The sequence below is a fragment of the Mesorhizobium sp. P2_F7 genome (assembly GCF_056403695.1).
On the sequence record NZ_JBFUFA010000005.1, the window covers coordinates 220,807 to 241,644 of the forward strand.

Sequence of the window (20,838 nt, forward strand, 5' to 3'; positions counted from 1 at the left end):
TCAGGCAGCGGTCGGGATTGGAATGCGCGGCAGGTTTTCGGCCAGGAACCGCCAATCGTCGCGCTCGCCCTCGCCTTCATGGCGCTTGCCGAAGAACTGGATGATCATCTTGCCGTCGGCGCCATAGGCTTCGAGCGAGGTGACATGACCGTCCTTGGTCGGCTTGCGCACGGCCCAGACTTCCTGGATGTGATCGGTGCGCAAATGCAGGTGGAAAGTCTCGTCCATGACGTTGATCCACGGCCCCATCGCCTTGATCGACTTGACCGGGCCGGAATGGATCTGGATGCAGCCGCGGTTTCCGACGAAGCACATGATCGGCATGCCGTCGGCTGCGGCATGGTGGAACATGGCGCTGACGGCGTCATTGTCGAGCAGCCACGCATAGTCCTGGCCGACCATGCGCACGGCTTGGCGGCGGCTGAGCTTTAGCGCCTTCAGCATGCCGAAGAACTCATGCACGTCGGTCAACCGGCTCCAGCGGTCGCGCAGATCGTCGATGTTGGCGGCGGCACCGGGCGTCTCGGCGTCATCGTCGGCAAGGCCTGCGATAGACACGGTCGGCTCCTGGTTCGATGATTCGAGGGCCGCCACCAGCTTCTGGTAGGCATAGAGATTGGACGCCAGCCGCAGATGCACCTTGTGCACGGCATCGCCCGCCGCGTCGAAGAATTGCAGGCTGCGGCGGATGTCACCGCCGTCGCGCTTCTCCACGGCAAAGCCATGCGCCCAGACCTTCGGAAAGATGCGCAGGTCGATGTTTTCGCCGAGCACCATGGCATTGTGGGTGCCGGGCACGACCTTGTCATAGACACCGATCTTCTCGTGCACCGCGCTTTCGTTGCGGGTCAGCGCCATCACTTCGCCGACGGCCTCGAGGCCGGTCAGCAGATCGTTGACTCGCGGCTCGACGCGCACGACCCCTTCGCCGCAATGGGCGGCGACCAGTTCAGCCTCCGAAATGCCGAGCTCGGCGGCGAGATCGCGCTCGCGCGCTTTCGGATTGTCTGCCCGCGCCCGCCGGATTTCATGCGGGGCGGGTTTTACGCGCTGGTCCATGTCCTGCTTACCTGTCTGCCCTGTCTGGTTTGTTACTTGTTGAGTATGAGCTTGCCCTGACGGGTGATCTTGAGCCGATAGAGCGCGCCATGGTGCTCGATGCCGATCTCGTGCTCGCCCTGGAACAGCGTGTTGGACGACAAGGTCCTCACCGCCAGCGGCACCCGATCGAAGCGGGTCGGCGTCTCCTCGGAACGGCGGACGCGGTAACGGAAGTCGTTGGGATTGTGGGTGTTCATTTCTGTCTATCCCTTTCCTGTGCCGGGCGTCTGGCTAGGCGTTGCAAAAATGCCGATTCATTTCTTGACTCGAATAATCATGTTTATTAGTCAGTGCATTACCGGACCAAATGAGTCAACATTTAAGACGCCGGACGAAATGAAAAATGCCAGCGAGCGCCGCCGCCAGCCAGCATCGAACCTGGATTTGGAGTTGGGGCAATGGGGTTGGCAAATCGTGGACGACTGGATCTGGCACACGCCGATCCGGCGCATCGGCCTATGGCAAAGACAATGGCAGCCTTGCTTGCGGGGGCAGCAGCGATCGCGTTGTTGACGCCGCCGGCCAGCGCGCAACAAGCTACCGACCAGCAGCAGACTGATCCGAGCAAGAAAACCGAGGACACCAAGCCGGCGCCCGCCGGCGTGACGCTGCTCGACAAGATCCTCGTCATCAGCCGCACCGGCGAAACGGCAATCGAATCGCTTGCCTCGGCCAGCCATGTCGACCAGGAACAGCTCGACCGCCGCATGGCGACGACACCCAATGAAATGCTGCTGGGTGTGCCGGGTGTCACCGTGCAGGCCGACGCACGGCGCGTCAGCTCCAGCATCAACATTCGCGGCCTGCAGGATTTCGGTCGCGTCGCGGTGATCGTCGACGGCGCCAGGCAGAATTTCCAGCGTTCAGACCACGGCACGCAGTCGACCTTCTATGTCGATCCCGAACTCATCAAGTCCGTCGACGTCATTCGCGGTCCCACCGCCAATACCTATGGCTCCGGCGCCATCGGCGGCGTCGTCTTCTTTGACACCAAGGATGCCGAGGACTTCCTGAGGCCGGGTGAGACCTGGGCCGGCTCCGTCACCGGGCGCTATGAGAGCAACGGCAAGGGCTGGACCACCAGCGCCAGCGGCGCTTACAAATTCAACGAAAACTGGGATGTGCTGGGCAACATCGTCTACCGCGACTACGACGACTACAAGAACGGCAGCGGCGACACCGTCGCCGGCACCGGCTTCGACGTGCTGAGCGGCCTGCTCAAGACCACCATCCGCCCGAGTGAAAACAGCGAATTGAAGCTCGGCTGGGTCGGTTCGAGCGACGGCTGGACGGAAACCAGCGGCGGCGTGCCGGCCAACGACGTCGACCTGAAGTCGAACACTTTTACCGCCCGCTACAACATCACCGACGATGCCAGGAGCTGGCTCGATCTCCACATCAACGCCTCCTACAACAAGACCAATCTCGACCTGACCACGCTCGTGCCGCAAAACCGGTTCGATCCGGTCACCGGTCTTCCTGTCGTGCTGCCGGCAGGCTCGACATCGACCTTCGATGTCGGCACCACCGGCATCGACATCTGGAACACGTCCCGCTTCGAGACCGCCGGCAACGCGCATGAGCTGACCTATGGCGGCGACTGGGTGGGCGACGATGTCGAGACCGGCGGCACGTCGGGCGGCGACAGCTTCTATACGCCGTCAGGCAAGCGCAACGTTTCGGGCGCCTACATCCAGGACAAGCTGACCTGGGACTGGCTCGAAGTCATCACCGGCCTGCGTTACGACAATTACAGCCTGAAGGATTCGGACAACGAAACCTCAGGCGACAGGCTGTCGCCGCGTATCACGGTCGGTGTCACGCCCTTCGAAAGTGCCAGCCTGGCTGGCCTGCAATTCTATGGCACCTATGCGGAAGGCTACCGCTCGCCGTCGCTGACCGAAACACTGATCAGCGGCAACCATCCGGCCGGCGTCACCTTCCCGTTCCTGCCCAACCCGAACCTGCGGCCCGAAACCGGCAAGACCACCGAATTCGGCGTCAACTACAAGCTGAACGACATCATGGAAGCCGGCGACGCGTTCCGGCTCAAGGCCGCCTACTTCCACAACGACGTCGACGACTACATCGAGGGCGTGACGCTGTCGCCGTTCGACCCGACCAGCGGCTGCCCGTTCGGCCCCGGCATCCCGATCTGCTTCCAGTATCAGAACTTCGCCCAGGCCAAGATCAACGGCGTCGAACTGGAAAGCATCTACGATGCCGCCTGGGGCTATGCCGGGCTCTCGGCCTCGATCATCAACGGCCACACCATCTCCTATGAAGGCGAGCGGGCCGACCTTGCCACCATCCCGTCCTCGCAGGTCACCGGGCAGCTCGGCTTCCGCTTCCTTCAGGACAAGCTGACCGTTGGCGGCGAGGTACAGTACAACGGCAAGCCCAAGGGCAACCCCGTGGCGAAGGACTATACGCTGGTCAACGCCTTCGCCAGCTACCAGGCAACCGACAGTTTGAAGGTGGACTTCCGCACCGACAATTTGTTCGATGTCAAATACACCAACCCGCTGAACGGCGGCACCACCGCCGTCATCTACGAGCCCGGCATCACGCTGAAGCTGGCCGCAACCATGCGCTTTGGAGGCTGACGTCAATGACAAGCTTGACGACATCGCTTCGTCTGTTGACCTCGACGCTGGCGATCTCGCTCGGCTCGGTGCCGGCGTGGGCTCAGTCCGCGCCGGCGCCGCAACTCAGCCTCGAACTCAATGCCGTGCAGCCATCGGACAAGGGCTGCCGGCTGACCTTCGTCGTCAACAATGGCCTCGGCGCCGATCTGTCCAAGGCGGCCTTCGAGATCGCGCTGTTCAACCAGGCCGGTGTCGTCGACCGTCTCAGCGTGCTCGATTTCAAGGACCTGCCGGCCGGCAAGACCAAGGTGACCCGCTTCGATCTCGCCGGCACCGACTGCACCAAACTCAGCCGCGTGCTGATCAACAGTGCCACCGACTGCGCCGGTGCCGGCGTCGAGCCGGCTGCCTGCATGCGCGGCCTGAAGACTGAGACCAAGACCGGCATCGCCTTCGGCGTCTGAGGTGGGCGCGCATCCCGCCTTCAAGCAAGACAGCGCGGTTTGGCCCGTCCCCAGCCCACCGTCATGGCTGGCAACCGATCTTGATTTGACAATCCCGCCTCGCTCGGGGCAGGTCTCGCCGCAAGACATGCAGGACATCAGCCCCCTTCCCGACGACGCCGGCAACGAACCGGCGATTGCGCCGGCCGAACCGCTTGCGCGGCCGGCGGCCGATCGCAAATGGACGATAGCGATCGTTGCTTCCTGCCTGTTGCATGCGGCCGCCATGGCGGCGTTTTTCATCGCACCGACTGGAACATTCGATACCGAGGATGCGATACAAGCCGAAGGCTCCCAACAATCGGGCGCTGACGTCGTCGGCACCGCTTTGAAAAACCTGCCTGACGCGATCGATGTTACCTTGGTGGCCGATCCGCAGCCGGCCAAGCCCGAAGCCGTTCAACCAGCGCCGCCGACCGAGGCGGCCCTACCCGCAAGGCAGGAGGCAACGCCCGAGCCTTCCCCGGAAGTCGTCGAACAGGCTGCGCCGGACACACTGACGGCCGCCATCCCGAATGGTCAAAGTGTCGCCCCAACGGCTGAGACGCCGGCACCGGCAGCGGTTCAACCGCAAAGTTCAGAAGCGTCGCCCGCCGACGAGCCTCCTGTTGACTCGCCTGCTGCCAAGGCCCCGGTCCCGAGCCGGAGCGCATCCATATCGGGAGAAGCCGGGGGCACGGCAGATGGCGAGGAACGTGAGGCATCTGCGGTTGCCAGCAAAGGCGAAAAACAGGGCGCGGCCGGCAATGCGATGGAATCCGGTTACAGGGCTGAAGTTCAGAACAAGCTTACCCGCGCCAACGGCCGTGTTTCGAAAGAGATTCAAGAAAAGGCTCTCAACAATGCAAGGGTTGTTTTCACCGTCATGGCCGATGGCAGCATCGGCAACCTGCAGCTCGCCGAAAGTTCAGGATCGGCCGAGCTTGACCAGTTCGCGCTGAATCTGGTGCGCCAACAGGCGCCGTTCCCGCCCATTCCACCCGAGACCGGCAAATCAAGCTGGGTGTTCAGGGCGCGGATCGGTCTGTTTTAAGCGCCTTGCAATTACAGGATGTCTATCAAACGTCACCGTCGTCAATTCAGAAGAGGACGCCAATGTACATCGCCATGAACCGCTTCAAGGTCCAGAACGGCTCGGAGACCGCCTTCGAGGATGTCTGGAAGAACCGTGATTCCAGCCTCTCGGAGATGAAAGGCTTCAGGGAATTTCATTTGCTGCGCGGCCCGGTCAACGAGGCCGAGGGCTATACGCTGTTTGCTTCGCACACGGTGTGGGCAAGCCACGAGGATTTTGTCGCCTGGACCAAATCCGAGAATTTCCGCGCCGCCCACCGCAACGCCGGCACCTCCAAGGTGCACTATCTCGGCCATCCGCAGTTCGAAGGCTTTTCGGTCGTCGAAGGCGCCTGAGACGGCTTCACCTGAGGACGGTCCGGGGCCGCACCATCCCGATCCTCGCCCCAAAGGAAATGCCTTTGCGGCGTGCCGACCCTCAGGCGGTTTCCATGCCGAACAGCCGCCGCAACGACCGGACGAAGCGCTTGCGCCGCAGCCGGATCCGGCCGCGCCGATCCAGAAAAGGCAACAGGCGTGGGTCATCTGCCAAAACGCCAAAACGTCTGACATGCTGCGACAGGAATTCGGGCAAGAAGGCCTTGCCATTGGCGGCTCTCAGCAAAGCCGCGTTGGCCAGGACATAATCAAGGACATCCAAAGCCCTGACGGTCTCGCGCGCCTGATAACCCGGCGACAGTTGCACGTGGCCGCCGGCAAAGGAAACATTGGTCGATTCATTGGCGCCATGCAGGCGATAGAGGCCGAGGCATTCGGACAGGATCAGGCTGCCTGCCGCCAGATGCGCACATGTCGCCGCAAGATAATCGGTCCCCATCTCGGCCTTGAATGGAAAACCCAGAACCGGTTCCAGCGCGCCACGCCGAAAAACCAGCGATGACGTCGGCGCCCATATCCAGCCATAGGCATCGGGGCCAAAATAGGTGATCGGATACTCCGACGAATAGGCGATGTCGGGCGCAAGGTCGCCAAGCTGCTTGCCGGGCGTGACGGCCAGGCCCCGCGCGTCCGGTTTGAAACGCGGCTTGCGCAGGACAAGATAGGTGCCACTCAAAAGCTGGCGATCGCGGTCGATCAGAAAAAGATCGCAACTCGACAAGGCCGCCGTGCGTGTCGCGTTCAAATGGGCCGACAGATGCGCCTTGAGAAAATCCGGCAGCCACACATCGTCGGAATCGAGAAACGCCACGAACGGCGCATCGGTCGCGGCGAAGCCGTCGCGAAATCCCGCGAGTTGTCCGCCATTCTCCGCGCGCGCCAGCAGCCGAAAGCGCGGATCGTCTATTGTCTGGAGGAGTTGCCGGATATGTTCGGCCGAGCCATCGGTCGACGCATCGTCGACGATGACGCAGTCCCATCTCTGATAGGTTTGCGCCAGGACCGAGCGAATGGCGTCCTCGACATAGGGGCGGTAGTTATGGCTGGTGATGACCACCGACACGCGCGGCAGCTCAAACGGTCGGAAAATGTCTTCCATCTGTTCGGCTGCGCCCGCTCACGTTGCTGCCTGGTAGCGCATACCCTTACTATCCGAGGCAGGCAAGCGAGCCGCGAAAAGTCCCCTACGCTGCGGCGAGCAGGCTGGCATTGCCGCCGGCAGCCGTGGTGTCGACACAGACGGCGCGTTCATGCGCATAGGCCGCCGGGTTGAGCACCTCGCTGACCAGCGGCACGATCGGCCCGGTCCGGTTGGCGATCACCTTGCGCACGATGCGCGCCGCGTCCGGCTTGCCCGAAAAGGCGACGACGTCGACGCGCAGCGAGCGCGCCTCGACCGGATCGGGCCGCCCGTCGATGGCGGCCAGCGGCAGCCCCTTGCCGGTCAGCGCCGACAGGGCTGCCGGCGCCCCCGGCGCCACCGCCAGCACCGCGTTGCCCGCCGCCAGCGCCTGGATCGTCTGCGCCAGCAGCGTGTCGCCGTCCGGCCCGAGGCACAGCACCCGGCCGCGCGGCGACAGCGACAGCGTATTGGCTTCGCCGGTCGGTCCCGGCAGGTCGACCTGGCCGAAGTCGATGGCGGCGGCAGCGCCGATGGCTGCCGCGCCCTTGCCGCGCAGATGCTTGCGCAGGATGGCAATACGATCAGGACGCGTCGACCAGCCGCCAAGCGTCGGATCGGGCAGATTGTCGGCAAGCTCGGTCGCCGTCACCTCGTGGCCCTCGCCGACGTCCGTGCCGGCTTCCGGTCCTTTGCGGAACCGGCGGAGATAATGCGGCCCGCCGGCCTTCGGCCCGGTGCCGGAAAGCCCCTCGCCGCCGAAGGGCTGCGAGCCGACGACGGCGCCGATCTGGTTGCGGTTGACGTAGATGTTGCCGGCATGGATGCCGTCGACGAAATGCTGGACACGACCTTCGATGCGGGTGTGCAGGCCGAAGGTCAGACCATAACCCTTGCGGTTGATGGCGGCGATGACGGCGTCGATCCCGTCGGCATCGAAGCTGGCGACATGCAGCACCGGGCCGAACACCTCGCGCTCCATCTCCTCGATGCCTTTGACGCGGAACACATGTGGCGCAACGAAGCGGCCATCCCCAGGCGCCTCGAGCTTGGCGACCAGCCGGCCCTGCAGGCCCATCGTGGTGCAATAGTCGCGGATCGAGCTTTGCGCCTCGTCGTCGATGACCGGGCCGACATCGGTCGAAATCTGCCAGGGATCGCCGATGGTGAGCGCCTCCATGGCGCCTTTCAGCATCTCCAGCATCTTCTTCTCGACGTCCTTCTGCACATAGAGCACGCGCAACGCCGAGCAGCGCTGGCCGGCACTCTGGAAGGCAGACGCCAGTATGTCGCGCACCGCCTGTTCAGGGAGTGCTGTGGAATCGACGATCATGGCGTTGAGACCACCGGTCTCGGCGATCAGCATCGCGTCCGGTGCCGCGGTCTCGGCCAACTGCTTCTCGATCAGCTTGGCGACCTCGGTCGAACCGGTGAAGCAGACGCCGGCGATGCGTGGATCGGCGGTCAGCGGTCCGCCGACCGACGGACCGTCGCCGGGCAGCAGCTGGATGACATCTTCCGGCACGCCGGCCTCGCGCAGCAGTTCGACGGCGCGGAAGGCGATCAGCGGCGTCTGCTCGGCCGGCTTGGCGATGACCGAATTGCCGGTGACCAGTGCTGCCGCGATCTGGCCGGTGAAGATGGCGAGCGGGAAATTCCACGGCGAAATGCAGACGATGGCGCCGCGCGCCTCGGTGCCCGCTTCGTTGTTGGCGGCCTCGGCCGCGTAATAGCGCAGAAAGTCGACGGCTTCGCGCACTTCGGCCACGCCGTCGGCCAGCGACTTGCCGGCCTCGCGGGTTGCCAGCGCAAAGAACTCGACGGCATTGGCCTCATAGAGATCGGCAGCGCGGTTGAGAATGGCGGCGCGCTCGGCGACCGGGCGCTTTGCCCAGGCCGGCTGCGCTTCGACCGCGAAACGCACGGCCGTCGCGACCTGCTTGGCCGCGGCTTCGCTGACCGTGCCGACGATCTCGGCAGGCTTCGCCGGATTGACCACCGGGCGCTGCTTGCCGTAGCCGGCAGCGCGCGTGATGGGCTTGGCATGCCAGCGCTCGGGCCCGGCGAAGGCCGCCTTGGCCTTGTCGATCGCCACCAGCGTCACCGGATCGGTGATGTCGAAACCCTTCGAATTACGCCGACCGACGCCGAAGATTGTCGCCGGGCGAGCGATTGCCGGATTGGCAGCGGGGCCTTGGCTTTCCACGGTCTCAAGCGGATCGCGCGCAATATCCTCCGGCTCGACGTCCTCGTCGGTGAGTTGATGGACGAAGGAGGAGTTGGCGCCATTCTCCAGCAAGCGGCGGACCAGATAGGCGAGCAGATCGGAGTGCGCTCCGACCGGCGCATAGATGCGGCAGCGCGTGCCTTCGCTCTGGCGCACCGTCTCATGCAGCGCCTCGCCCATGCCGTGCAGGCGCTGGAACTCGAAGGCGTCCCTGTTATCAGCCATCGACAGGATGGCGGCGACGGTGTGGGCATTGTGGGTGGCGAATTGCGGGTAGATGCGGTCGGTCATCGACAGCAGCTTCTTGGCGCACGCCATGTAGGAAACGTCGGTGTTGGCCTTGCGGGTGAAGACGGGGTAGCCGGAAAGCCCGAGCGTCTGGGCCCGCTTGATCTCGGTGTCCCAATAAGCGCCCTTGACCAGCCGCACCATTATGTTGCGGTCGTACTTTTTCGCCAGCGCATAGAGCCAGTCGATGGTGAAGGCCGCGCGTGGCCCATAGGCCTGGACGACGACGCCAAAGCCGTTCCAGCCGGCAAGCTCCGGCTCGGCCAGCACGCGCTCGATGACATCCAGCGACAGATCCAGCCGGTCGGCTTCCTCGGCGTCGATGTTGAGGCCCATGCGCGAATGGCGTGCGGCCAGCGCCAGCGACAGCAGCCGCTCAGCCATGACGGGCAGCATCTTTTCCTTCTGCGCCTCTTCATAGCGCGGATGCAGCGCCGACAGCTTGACCGAGATGCCGTGGTTCTGCCGGATATCCGGGCCGTTGGAACCGGAATCGAGCGAGGAAATCGCGTCGGCATAGGCCTTGAGATAGCGCAGCGCATCGGCCTCGGTGCGGGCCGCTTCGCCCAGCATGTCGAAGGAGTAGAGATAGCCTTTCTGGATCATCGCCTTGCCGCGCTTGACGGCCTCCGCAATGGTGCGGCCGAGCACGAACTGTTCGCCCATTTCGCGCATGGCGGCCGCGACCGCCTTGCGGATGACGGGCTCGCCGAGCCGCCGAACCATCGAACGCAGCGTGCCTTCGATGCCGCCCTCGCCCTCGTCGAGCACGCGGCCGGTCAGCATCAGCGCCCAGGTCGAGGCGTTGACGAAGATCGAGCTCGAACCGCCCGAATGCGCTGACCAGTCATGCGGCGCGATCTTGTCGGCGATGAGGTCGTCCATGGTCTCGGTGTCGGGCACGCGCAGCAGCGCCTCGGCCAGGCACATCAGTGCCACGCCTTCCTTGGTGGAGAGGCCGTAGGCCGAGAGAAACACCTCCATCAGCCGGGGGTCGGACGAGCCGCGCACCGCCCGCACCAGATCGGCGGCACGAGCCGAGATCGCATCGCGGTCTTTGGTGGAAAGCCCGGTTGCTTCGGCAAGCCTCTTCACCGCCGCGTCTTCGTCGGGCAGGTAGTTGGCGCGGATCTGCTGGCGGATGGTGTCGAGCGGCATGGCGGTCCTGCGGAGCGAGCATCAGGGAACGGGCCGGCGGTCGCCGGACCGAATGGCGCAAGCTAGCACAGAGCCGTATTTTCAGCCGGTCCAAAGAAATCGACATGGCAGGTCGACTGATCTATGCTTGCGGTCGAATTCTTGTCAGATGGACTGCAATACCGGTGACTGAAGACCAATTGGACCGCATCGACAAAAACATCCTCTCGGCGCTGGCGCGCGACGGGCGGTTGTCCATGTCGGAACTGGCGGGCAAGGTCGGCCTGTCGAAGACGCCGGTGCAGGCGCGGGTGAAGCGCCTGGAGAAAGACGGCTATATCAGGGGCTACCAGGCGATCATCGACCGCGAGCGCATGGGCGAAGGCCATGTCGCCTTCGTTCAGGTCAAACTTTCGGACACGCGCTCGGCCGCCCTCGACGCCTTCAACCGCGCGGTGCAGGCGGTGCCGGAGATCGAGCAGTGCCATATGATGGCGTCGAGCTTCGACTATCTCCTGAAGGTCCGCACCACCGACATCGCCGCCTACCGCCGCGTGCTCGGCGAACACATCTCGGCCCTGCCCCACGTCGCCCAGACCTCGACCTTCGTGGCGATGGAGACGGTTAAAGATCGGTAGCGGAGGGCTTTCTGGTCTGATCGATTTCATCGCCGGCAACAATTAGCGCCTCGGCAGTCGCAAACTCAGACTCCAGGGCCTCAAATTCAGCGGCAAATTCCGGGTCCTTGAACCAGTCCCTGGCAGCATCTTCGACGGGAATTGTCTTTCGATTCATGGATGTCTTTTACCCTATCACTCCGACAGCGTCTTCAAAAACGCCACCAGCGCAGCGCGTTCGCGATCCGACAGCTGCAGCGGGTGCACCTCGGAGGTGCCTTCAACGGCCGCCTCCGCCTTCGCATAATGCGCCACCACCTCCTCCAGCGAGGAGAACTGTCCGGCATGCATGTAGGGCGGCCGCGTCGCCGCGCCCCGCAGCGACGGTGTCTTGTAGGCGCGCATCAGTTCGGGCGCGTCCTTGACCATGAAGCGCAGTTCGCCGCAGGCACTAGTATCGCCATCGCGAAAGGCGCCGAAGCAATTGAACGGATCGGCCTGGACTTGAGCCACCGCATCGAAGCGGCCGCGATCCAGCGGCAGATCCTTGACCGGCGGCACGCCAGTATTGTGGAAAGAGTTGTCGGTGAAGCGCGGACCGTTATGGCAGGTCACGCAATTGGCCTTGCCGATGAACAGTTTCAACCCAAGGATTTCCTCCGGCGAAAACGCATCGTCGGCTTTCGGCTTGGCGCCCGACGCCAGGTCGATGGCAAAGCGGTCGAAGCGCGTCTGCGCCGGTTCGATCGACCGTTCGAAGGCCGCGATCGCCTTGCCGATGTTGGAAAAAACGCGGTTGACGTCGTTCATCTGGGCCGCGCTCATCGCCTTCCACGCCGCCTGCTCGGCTTCGTTGCCGAGCGGGCTGGCATTGGCCGGCACGGCGGAAAGGTCGGGCAGCGGCCCGAAGATGCGCTCGTAGCGCGCGCCGAACCGCTTCTGGATGTAATGCGCGAAGGCGGCGCGGTTTCCCGCCTGTTCGAGCGGGTTTTCCAGCGGCGTCAGCGCCTGCGCCCACAGGCTGTCGCGCCGTCCGTCCCAGAAGAACCAGGGATTGCGCGCCACGCCGGCCAGCGGCATCGAGCGCCTGTTGGTGCGGCCGACGCCGACGGCCTGCGGCAGGTCGTCCTGGAACTGCCGGTCGATCTTATGGCAGGTCGAGCACGACACGGTGCCGTCATGGCTCATGCCCTGGTCGAAGAACAGAGTGGAGCCCAGGGCTGCCGCGGCCGGCACGTCGGCGAAACGGTTGGTGGTGTCGGGCTTCAGCGCCGGCAAGGCGTTCAGGGCCAGCGAAGCGATGGTCTTCTTCTCGGCGTCGGAGAATTGCGGCTTGCCGCAACCGGCGATGAGCAGAACGGCCGCCAGTGCCAGAAAGCGTACAACCCGTCTCATCGGCCGCTCACAGCACCACGTTGAAAAGAACCGTGTCTGAGCCGGCGCCGGACGAAATGGCGAAACGAAATTGCCACCAGCCACTCATGGTGAATTTCAGCCCCTCGATGCGGTAACGGCCCTCGCCCAGATAGTCGGTCACCTGCGGGCTGGTCGGCAGGCCGTGACTGTGTTGCGGCATGCCGCCCGAGATAGCGATCGCGGCCCGCTCCACCGAAGCTCCTGTCTTTGTCTTCAGCGTCAGCAGCCAGGATTCCAGTTCGCCCTGCCGCACCACGCCCCGTTCCGGCACGAAGCTTGCCACATACAGCCCATTGTCGGTTTTCTTCGTCTGCGAGACGTCCGGGCCGAGCGGTTGCCCCGACTGCGGCGCGGTCAGATAGACGATCGCCAGTATGCCGGCCAGCAAGGCGGCCAGACCAAGGCCCGCAAGAAGATAACGCCATATCGATGCCAAACCGGTTCCTCTTCCAACCATAACGTCTCAGGGAGCAATTCGCGTCCCGCCGCTTCTGTGGGAAAACGCTTCTGGCGCAAAAATCCGCCGCCGCCAAGCATGGCGTTGGCGATTGCAAAAAGCTACAGCACCGGGTCTTCGGGTTATGCATGAGGGAGAGCCATGGCAGCAGACGGCGTCGCTTCGATCGGTGAATGCATGCTCGAACTGTCCGGCCAGGCCGGGCCGAACTGGCGCATGGGCTTTGCCGGCGACACGTTCAACACGCTGTGGGCCCTGCACGCGCTGAGCGGCGAGAGGCCCGCCACTTACGTCTCTGCCTTCGGCGACGATCCATTCTCGCAGAACCAGATTTCCTTCTTCGCCGAAAACGGCATCGGCATCGGCGCCAGCCCGGTCATTCCCGGCGCGCGGCCCGGCCTCTACGCTATCACCTTGACCGGCGCCGAACGCGCCTTCACCTACTGGCGCAGCGATGCGGCGGCCAGGCGGCTTGCCTCGGACCCGCTCGCCCTGGCAAAAAGCCTTGAAAACCAAGCGCTTGTGTATTTTTCCGGAATCACCTTGGCAATTCTGGACGGCGCAGCGCGCAAGACGCTGCTGGCAGCCATCGCCAAGGCGCGCGCCGCCGGTTCGCTCGTCGCCTTCGACCCCAATTACCGGCCGCGCCTGTGGCAAAACCGCGAGGAGGCGCAAGCCGCGATCCTCGGCGCGCTTGCCGTCACCGACATCGCGCTGCCGACCTTTCCCGACGAGCAGATGCTGTTTGGCGATACGGCGCCGCGCGTGACCGCCGAGCGATTGGGTAAGCTGGTTGGCGAGGTCGTCGTCAAGAATGGCGAGGAGCCGGCGCTGATCGCCACTGGCGGGACGCTGCAGCCGGTTCCGGCCCAGCATGTCGCTATCCCCGTCGACACCACCGGCGCCGGCGATTCCTTCAATGGTGGCTATCTCGCCGCCCGGCTTGCCGGCCATGCGCCGGCGGACGCCGTGCACCGCGCGCATCGCGTTGCCGCCGCCGTCGTGCAGGTGCGCGGCGCGCTGGCGCCTTTCGAAGTTCTGAAGGCAGCTTTCAACAGCTGAGGAAACCTCAGGGTAGTCGGAAGCGATATTCCGTGACCTGGTGATAGATCTGGCCCGGCCACAGCGTCGCCTGCGGGAAGTAGGGCCGGTTCGGCGCGTCGGGCCAGGCCTGCGCTTCCAGACAAAATCCGGAAAACGCCTTGTAGCGCCGCCCGTCCAGCCCGCCCGAAGTCGGGGTGACATACTGGCCGGTGTAAAGCTGCAGGCCGGGCTCGGTGGTCCAGACTTCCATCTCGACGCCTGAATTGGCACCTTGAGCCCACGCCACCTGGTGAAGCGGTCCACGGTCTGACGCCAGGCAGAAATTGACATCGTAGGGGAGTTGCTCGCCTTCCGTTTCCATGCGCAGCGGCCGCGCCTGGCGGAAGTCGAAAGGTGTGCCGTCGACAGGCTTGATCACGCCGGTCGGGATCATCTCGCCATCGACCGGCGTATAGGCGCCGGCATTCAGCATCAGCCGATGGTCGAGGATGTCACTGCTGCCGCCATCGTCGAGATTGAAATAGGAATGCTGCGCCAGATTGCACAGCGTCGGCTCCTCGCAAGTGGCGGTCAGTTCCATGGAGAGCGTGCCGGGGATCTTCAGCCGGTAGGTGCAGGTGACGTCCAGCGCGCCGGGAAAGCCCATCGTGCCGTCGGGATCGTGCAGCGTCAGCGTGACAAAATCCCGGCCGTGCAGCGAAACCGCCCATGGCCGGTGGAAAAACCCCTGCGAACCGCCATGCAGCGTGTGCTTGCCGAGGAAGTTGCGCTCGGTCTGGTAGCGCTGGCCAGCAATGGTGAAGCGGCCGTCGCGGATGCGGTTGGCGTAGCGGCCGACGACCGCGCCGAAGAAGGCCCGGTCTGTCTCGTAAGGCTCGAAGCGGTCATAGCCCAGCACCAGCGGCGCATCGTGGCCGGCGAGCCGCAGATCCTGGATGATGGCGCCAAGCCCGATGATGTTGGCGCTGATGCCGCCGCCGCGGATGGTGAAACGGCGCACCGGTTCGCCCGCCTGCGTCGTGCCGAAGACCTCGCCGTCCTTCATCGCTATGCCCAAACGTTGGTTCGTTGATCCATGGACTTAGGCTGGCTGGCGGTGGTCTGGCAAGGGCAGGCTCGAGGCCTGCCCTGTCCGTCAATGCTTCAGAGGCCGAGGCCGCCGATGCAGACATATTTGGTGTCGAGATAGTCCTCGATGCCCTGATGTCCGCCTTCCTTGCCGAGGCCCGATTCCTTGACGCCGCCGAACGGCGCTTCCGGCGTGGTGATCAGGCCTTCATTGACGCCGACCATGCCGTATTTCAGGCCTTCCATGACGCGGAAGGCGCGGCCGAGATCGCCCGTGTAGAAATAGGCGGCAAGGCCGAACTCGGTGTCGTTGGCGAGCGCGATGGCCTCTTCCTCGGTCTCGAACTTGAACACCGGTGCGATCGGGCCAAAGATCTCTTCCTTCATGAAGCGCATGTCAGGCTTGGCGTTGGCGATGACGGTCGGCTGGAAGAACGAGCCGCCAAGCGCGTGGCGCTTGCCGCCGGCAACGACCTTGCCGCCCTTGGACGTGGCGTCGGCGATGAATTCCTCGACCTTCTCCACCGCCTTCACATCGATCAGCGGCCCCTGCTGCACGCCCTCTTCGAGGCCGGAGCCGACCTTCAGCCCATTGCTGGCGACGACCAGCTTCTCGACAAACTTGTCGTAAATGCCGGCCTGAACCAGGAAGCGGTTGGTGCAAACGCAGGTCTGACCGGAATTGCGGTACTTCGCCGTGATGGCGCCGGCGACGGCGCGATCGAGGTCGGCGTCGTCGAAGACCAGGAACGGCGCGTTGCCGCCGAGTTCCATCGACACTTTCTTGACGGTGACCGACGACTTCTGGATCAGAAGCTTGCCGATCTCGGTCGAGCCGGTGAAGGTGATTTTCGATATCAGCGGGTTGGCGCAGATCTCATCGCCGATTTCGGCGGCCGAGCCGGTCAGGATGTTGACGACGCCCTTGGGGAAGCCGACTTCCTCGGCAAGCGCGCCCCAGGCAAGGCCGGAGTAAGGCGTCTGTGAGGCCGGCTTGACCACCGCAGTGCAGCCGGCGGCGAGCGCCGGGCCGAGCTTGCGGGCAAGCATCGACGACGGGAAATTCCACGGCGTAATCGCAGCGATGACGCCGACAGGTTCCTTGGTCACCAGGATGCGGCGGTCGCCCCACGGCGACGGCACGACATCGCCATAGGTGCGGCGCCCTTCCTCGGCGAACCACATGATATAGGCTGCGGCCGAGCCGATCTCGCCCTTGGATTCGGCCAGCGACTTGCCCTGCTCGATGGTGAGCAGTTCGGCCAGCACGTCCTGGTTGTCCATCATCGCGTCATGCAGCTTGCGCAGGAGCTTCGAGCGCTCCAGCGCGGTCGTCTTGCGCCAGCTCTTGAAGGCTTCGCTGGCGGCTTCGATGGCACGGCGGGTTTCCGCCTTGCCCGACTTCGGCACGGTGCCGATCTTCAAGCCCGTGGCCGGGTTGTTGACGTCGACGGTCTGGCCGCTGTCGGCCTGCACCCATTCGCCATTGATGAGATTGGCCTGGCGCATGAAATGGCTGGTTTTCTGAAGCATGGTCTAGCCTCCGTTCGGCGCACTGACGGGCCGGTCTGTGAATGTCTTCGATGAGCGTACGCGATGGCGTGTATGCCCGGCACGCTGAAAGCCACTGCTCTTTACCTAGGGCAAGCCCCGCAAGCAATTGCAAGATGGCATATAGGCTTTGGGCCAGCCAAACACCAGAGAAAATTCACATGTAAACTAGTTTCGAGTCCTAGCCTATCCAAAGACGTGAACCACCACCGTCAGCCAGAACGTCGTGGTGAGAGCGGCCAAAGCCGTGGCGATGGTCATCTGGTTCGACGCCAGCGCCTGGCCCGTGTTGAACTGCACGGCGATCAGATAGGAATTGACCCCGGATGGCATGGCAGCAACCATCACCGCTACTTTAGCCGTCAGGGGCGGCAGGCCGAGCAACCAGACGAAGACCAGCACCAGCGCCGGCATCAGGAACAGTTTCAGCGCCGAAAGCACGAGCGCCGGCCTGACATTGCCCGATATGCCGAAGCGGCGCAGGCTGAGCCCCATGGCGAACAACGCCACCGGCCCCGCCGTAGCGGCCAGCGCATCCACCAGGCGCATGGCGACGTCAGGCAGCGGCGCACCGGTTATGCGCCATGCAAGCCCGGCCAGAATGCCGATGATCAGCGGATTTGTGAACACCCGCCTGAGAAATCTACGGACAACGCGCCAGGGATGCACGGGTTCGCCGCTGCCGCGGCCGAACACTTCGAACAGCACGATCGAGGCCATCAGCATGGTCGGCAGATGCACCGAGACCAGCAGGGACAGCACCTCGAAGCCTTCCGTTCCGAATATGCCGAGGATGAAGGGAATGCCGAGCAGCACGACATTTGAAAACGCCGACGACACCCCACCGACGACGCCGGCACGAGAATCCCTGCCGAAGACACGGGTGGTGACCAGATGGCCGGCGGCCCAGGTGATGGCGACGGCCGCGAAGTAAGCGCCCCACAGCGACCATGGCGCAACGCCATGAAAATCGGACTTCACCATCGTCTGGAACAGCAGCAGCGGCATCGCCACGTTGACGGCGAATTCCGATATGCCCTCGCCGCTCGCCGGCCGGAGATAGCCGGTCCACCCGGCGATGTAGCCGAGCGCGACAAGGCTGAAGACAAAGAGGACGGTTTCGATAAGCGCGGACATTTCCCGAGGGATAAGCGAGCCATGCTCGCGGCGCAATCGCGCCTGAATTTGATCATCGTCGGCCGGCAGGCTTATAGAGGGTTTGGATCATTGGGCGGATGAAACGACAAATGGCCTTTGTCGGCATCTCGATAGGCAATCTTGTCCGACGGCTGACGGCTTTCGTCGCCGTGCTACTTTGCCTTGCCGTATCTACGGCTCAGGCCGCCGAGACCAAAAGCCTCAAGGGCGTGGCGCTGATCATCGGCCAGTCGAAATACGACCATATCGCGGCCCTTGCCAATCCGGCCAATGACGCCCGCGACATGGCCAAGATGCTGACCGACCTCGGCTTCGACGCCCGCAACGTCACCGATCGCGATGCCGCCAAGCTGAAGCGCGACCTGGAGCGGTTCACCGAGGACGCCGAAGGCGCCGACGTCGCCTTCATCTATTATTCCGGCCACGGCATCGAAGCCGGCGGCGAGAACTATCTGGTGCCGGTCGACGCCGACGTCTCCTCGCTGAAAAATGCCGGTGAGGCGCTGGTGCCGATTTCGGCCGTCATGGACGAATTGAAGAAGACCGTGCCGGTGACGATCGTGCTGCTCGACGCCTGCCGCACCAATCCGTTTCCGGCCGACGCGGTCGTGCGCCGTGCGCCGACGGCATCCGCCGAGCCCATCGGCGCTGGCGGGCTGGAACCGGTGCGTGGCGCCAAGGCGATCGGCAACGCCTCGGTGGACGATGCCAGCCTCGGCACGGTCGTCGGCTTTGCCGCGGAGCCGGGCCGCCCGGCGCTCGATGGCGCCGCCGGCGAAAACAGCCCTTACGCCGCCGCCCTGCTGCGCCATCTCACCGCGATGAAGGGTACGGAATTCGGCTCGGTCATGCGCATGGTGACCGAAGAGGTCTATCTCGACACCAAGGCAAAGCAGCGCCCCTGGGTCAATGAGAGCCTGCGCCGGCTGCTCTATTTCGGCGTCGCGCCGCCGGAGCCGACCGGCGATGACGGGCTGATCACCGGCGAGCGGCGGCAATTGCTGTTGACCATTTCCGACCTGCCCGACCCCAAGCGGGCGCAGGTGGAACTGGCCTCGCTGCGGGACGGCGTGCCGCTCGATGCACTCTACGGCGTGCTCAAGGCGCTCGGCACGGAAAAGATCCCCGAAGACCCGACCGACCTGCAAAAGGTGCTCGACGGCCAGGCCGAGCGCCTGAAGAAGATGCTGGCCGAACGTGCGGCGCTGCGCACCGACGACCCCGAAATCTCGCGCCTCGTCGCATCGGCCGACAAGGCCATCAGCCAGGGCGCCATGATGACGGCGCGCAAATTCCTCGATGACGCGGTCGGCCGGGTCGAGGAAAACAGCAGTGCGGTTGACGAGGCCGAGGATCTGCTGCGGAAGAGGCGCATCGCCGACGCCGCCGTCTATGCCAAACGCGCCGATGCCTCGGCACTGGTCTTCGACTACAAATCCGCCGCCACCGACTACGCCAAGGCATTCTCGCTGGTCGAGAAATGGGACGAGAAGCTGCGCTGGAACTACAAGAACCAGGAGGCCGAGGCGCTTGGCGCCCATGGCGACGCGACCGGCGATCTCGATGCGCTGCAGCGTTCCCTCAAGGCCTATGATGTGATCCTCGGCTATATCCCCAATGGCGAACACAATCGCGACTGGGCGATCACCCGCAACAACAAGGCGGCCGTGCTGTGGACCATTGGAGAGCGCGAGACCGACATCGCGCATCTCGAGGAAGCCGCACAGATCTTTCGCGATTCGCTCGCCGTGTTCGAACGCGAGAAGGACGATACCAACTGGGCTGCCGCGCAAGGCAATCTCGGCAGTGTCCTGTTGAAGATCGGCGAGCGCGAGAGCGACCCGAAGCGTTTGAACGAGGCCGTGGCGGCGATGCGCGCCACGCTGGAGAAGCGCCCGCGCGACAAGCTGCCATTGGACTGGGCCTCGGCGCAGATGAATCTCGGCATCGTGCTCTACGCGTTGTCCGAGCGCGAACCGGGCGGCGAGCGTCTTGCGGAAGCCGAGGCCGCCTACCGGCTGGCGCTGGAGGAATACACGCGCGAAAAGACCCCGGTGCAGTGGGCAATGGTCCAGAACAATCTCGGCAACACGTTGGTCACTCAAGGCACCCAGCTGAACGACAAGGCCAAGATCGACGCGGCCGCAGCTGCTTTTCGCGCCGCGCTCGAGGTGCGAACCCGCGAAACCTTCCCGATCTCCTGGGCAACCACCCGGCTCAACCTCGGCAATGCGCTGAGCGGCGTCGCCCGCTTTGAGATCGGCACCGGCGCGCTGGAAGAGGCGGCAGCCGCCTATGACGATGCGCTGACGGTGTTCACCCGCCGGCGCTTTCCGATGGACTGGGCCTCGGCGCAGAACAATCTCGGCTCGATCTACCAGACGCTTGGCCAGCGCACCCAGGATGTGGCCAGGCTCGAACAATCGGTCGCCGCGTTTCAGGCGGCGCGGCAGGTCTATGTCAGGCGGAAATTCCCCCTCGACTGGGCAAACTGCTACTACAATCTCGGCAACACGCTGATGCTGCTCGGCGTGCTCTCCGATAAACCGGACTATTACGACCAGGCGGTCGGGGCCTTTCGCGACGCCTTGCGCGAGCACAAGCGCGAGACGGTGCCGCGGCTATGGGCGCTAAGCCAGGCCGGCCTCGGCTCGGCGCTGAGCTGGCACGGGCTCAACAACGGCGATGCCAAAGACCTGGCCGATTCGATCGCCGCACGCAGGTCTGCGCTCGAAGTGCTGACCGCCGAAACAGCCCCCGTCGACTGGGCGAACGCCGAGAGTGGCATCGGTACGACCCTGCTCAATCTCGGCAATCTCGAACGAACCGGCAAATATCTCGACGAGGCCGAGGCTGCCTTCACGGCGACGCTGAAAGTGTTCACCCGCGAAAGCCTTCCGCTGCAATGGGCCGGCCAGCAGAACAATCTCGGCGACGTCTACTGGAACCGCGGCACCTATGGCGGCGGCGGCAAGGCCGATTTTCAAAAGGCAATCGCCTTCTTTGAAAATGCCAAGCAGGGCTATACCGAAGGCGGCGTCACGATGGCCATCCCGCTGACCGACAAGAAGATCGATCTGGTGAAGAAGCAGATGGCGAAAATGTAAGGCT

The 20,838-nt window shown here is 64.1% G+C and carries 18 protein-coding genes; 8 read left to right on the forward strand and 10 right to left on the reverse strand.

All coding sequences use genetic code 11. The annotated features are described in order from the left end of the window. Nucleotides 1–1,059, reverse strand: coding sequence for a hemin-degrading factor (locus AC1DZ8_RS19705; RefSeq protein ID WP_477307302.1), 1,059 nt, complete (start codon nt 1,057–1,059; stop codon nt 1–3). Nucleotides 1,060–1,091: 32 nt separating this feature from the next. Further along, nucleotides 1,092–1,298: a hemin uptake protein HemP gene (gene hemP / locus AC1DZ8_RS19710; protein WP_023673860.1), complete on the reverse strand. Its 207-nt coding sequence runs from the start codon at nt 1,296–1,298 to the stop codon at nt 1,092–1,094. On the opposite strand from hemP, the gene AC1DZ8_RS19715 reads away from it, so the two are divergent. The 5 genes from AC1DZ8_RS19715 to hmuQ all read left to right on the forward strand — a co-directional run bounded on the left by AC1DZ8_RS19715 (nt 1,291) and on the right by hmuQ (nt 5,602). After that, nucleotides 1,291–1,614 carry a hypothetical protein gene (locus AC1DZ8_RS19715; protein ID WP_477307304.1) on the forward strand — a complete coding sequence of 108 codons (324 nt, stop codon included), beginning with the start codon at nt 1,291–1,293 and terminating at the stop codon, nt 1,612–1,614. The genes hemP and AC1DZ8_RS19715 overlap by 8 nt on opposite strands. Next, nucleotides 1,572–3,707: a TonB-dependent hemoglobin/transferrin/lactoferrin family receptor gene (locus AC1DZ8_RS19720; protein ID WP_477307306.1), complete on the forward strand. Its 2,136-nt coding sequence runs from the start codon at nt 1,572–1,574 to the stop codon at nt 3,705–3,707. The genes AC1DZ8_RS19715 and AC1DZ8_RS19720 overlap by 43 nt, the downstream gene beginning before the upstream one ends. A gap of 5 nt (nt 3,708–3,712) precedes the next feature. Then, entirely contained in the window at nt 3,713–4,153 is a 441-nt protein-coding gene (locus AC1DZ8_RS19725) for a hypothetical protein (protein ID WP_477307308.1), read from the forward strand. 1 nt (nt 4,154) lies between these two features. Continuing rightward, nucleotides 4,155–5,225, forward strand: a complete 1,071-nt coding sequence (locus tag AC1DZ8_RS19730; protein WP_477401474.1) for an energy transducer TonB family protein — start codon at nt 4,155–4,157, stop codon at nt 5,223–5,225. Nucleotides 5,226–5,287: 62 nt separating this feature from the next. Beyond that, complete coding sequence (hmuQ, locus tag AC1DZ8_RS19735; protein WP_023706053.1) at nt 5,288–5,602, forward strand: heme-degrading protein HmuQ; 315 nt, start codon at nt 5,288–5,290, stop codon at nt 5,600–5,602. 82 nt (nt 5,603–5,684) lie between these two features. On the opposite strand, the gene AC1DZ8_RS19740 is transcribed toward hmuQ, so the two are convergent. Together AC1DZ8_RS19740 and putA are read right to left on the reverse strand one after the other, a co-directional pair. Continuing rightward, nucleotides 5,685–6,743 carry a glycosyltransferase gene (locus tag AC1DZ8_RS19740; RefSeq protein WP_477307312.1) on the reverse strand — a complete coding sequence of 353 codons (1,059 nt, stop codon included), beginning with the start codon at nt 6,741–6,743 and terminating at the stop codon, nt 5,685–5,687. Between the two features lie 85 nt (nt 6,744–6,828). Beyond that, nucleotides 6,829–10,437 carry a bifunctional proline dehydrogenase/L-glutamate gamma-semialdehyde dehydrogenase PutA gene (gene putA, locus AC1DZ8_RS19745; protein WP_477307314.1) on the reverse strand — a complete coding sequence of 1,203 codons (3,609 nt, stop codon included), beginning with the start codon at nt 10,435–10,437 and terminating at the stop codon, nt 6,829–6,831. A gap of 164 nt (nt 10,438–10,601) precedes the next feature. Between putA and AC1DZ8_RS19750 the strand changes: the two genes are divergently transcribed. After that, the gene (locus tag AC1DZ8_RS19750) at nt 10,602–11,054 is read left to right on the forward strand and encodes an Lrp/AsnC family transcriptional regulator (RefSeq protein WP_477307316.1); all 453 of its coding nucleotides are present in this window, start codon (nt 10,602–10,604) and stop codon (nt 11,052–11,054) included. On the opposite strand, the gene AC1DZ8_RS19755 is transcribed toward AC1DZ8_RS19750, so the two are convergent. The 3 genes from AC1DZ8_RS19755 to AC1DZ8_RS19765 are packed head-to-tail and all read right to left on the reverse strand — an operon-like array spanning nt 11,041 to nt 12,885. Beyond that, a complete protein-coding gene (locus tag AC1DZ8_RS19755) occupies nt 11,041–11,211 on the reverse strand; it encodes a hypothetical protein (RefSeq protein WP_477307318.1) in 171 nt (56 codons plus the stop codon). The two genes, AC1DZ8_RS19750 and AC1DZ8_RS19755, sit on opposite strands and share 14 nt — an antisense overlap. A gap of 17 nt (nt 11,212–11,228) precedes the next feature. After that, a complete protein-coding gene (locus AC1DZ8_RS19760) occupies nt 11,229–12,428 on the reverse strand; it encodes a cytochrome-c peroxidase (RefSeq protein WP_477307320.1) in 1,200 nt (399 codons plus the stop codon). A 7-nt stretch (nt 12,429–12,435) separates the two neighbouring features. Further along, nucleotides 12,436–12,885 (reverse strand): FixH family protein, encoded by a 450-nt coding sequence (locus tag AC1DZ8_RS19765; protein WP_477307322.1) that lies wholly within the window; start codon nt 12,883–12,885, stop codon nt 12,436–12,438. Between the two features lie 162 nt (nt 12,886–13,047). On the opposite strand from AC1DZ8_RS19765, the gene AC1DZ8_RS19770 reads away from it, so the two are divergent. Continuing rightward, the gene (locus tag AC1DZ8_RS19770; RefSeq protein WP_477307324.1) at nt 13,048–13,968 is read left to right on the forward strand and encodes a sugar kinase; all 921 of its coding nucleotides are present in this window, start codon (nt 13,048–13,050) and stop codon (nt 13,966–13,968) included. Between the two features lie 7 nt (nt 13,969–13,975). On the opposite strand, the gene AC1DZ8_RS19775 is transcribed toward AC1DZ8_RS19770, so the two are convergent. The 3 genes from AC1DZ8_RS19775 to AC1DZ8_RS19785 form a co-directional block, all read right to left on the reverse strand. Then, entirely contained in the window at nt 13,976–15,001 is a 1,026-nt protein-coding gene (locus AC1DZ8_RS19775; RefSeq protein ID WP_477307488.1) for an aldose epimerase family protein, read from the reverse strand. 92 nt (nt 15,002–15,093) lie between these two features. After that, nucleotides 15,094–16,551: an NAD-dependent succinate-semialdehyde dehydrogenase gene (locus AC1DZ8_RS19780; protein WP_477280853.1), complete on the reverse strand. Its 1,458-nt coding sequence runs from the start codon at nt 16,549–16,551 to the stop codon at nt 15,094–15,096. Between the two features lie 204 nt (nt 16,552–16,755). Next, a complete protein-coding gene (locus tag AC1DZ8_RS19785; protein ID WP_477307327.1) occupies nt 16,756–17,706 on the reverse strand; it encodes an AEC family transporter in 951 nt (316 codons plus the stop codon). A 98-nt stretch (nt 17,707–17,804) separates the two neighbouring features. On the opposite strand from AC1DZ8_RS19785, the gene AC1DZ8_RS19790 reads away from it, so the two are divergent. Then, complete coding sequence (locus AC1DZ8_RS19790; RefSeq protein WP_477307329.1) at nt 17,805–20,834, forward strand: caspase family protein; 3,030 nt, start codon at nt 17,805–17,807, stop codon at nt 20,832–20,834. Nucleotides 20,835–20,838 lie beyond the last annotated feature (4 nt).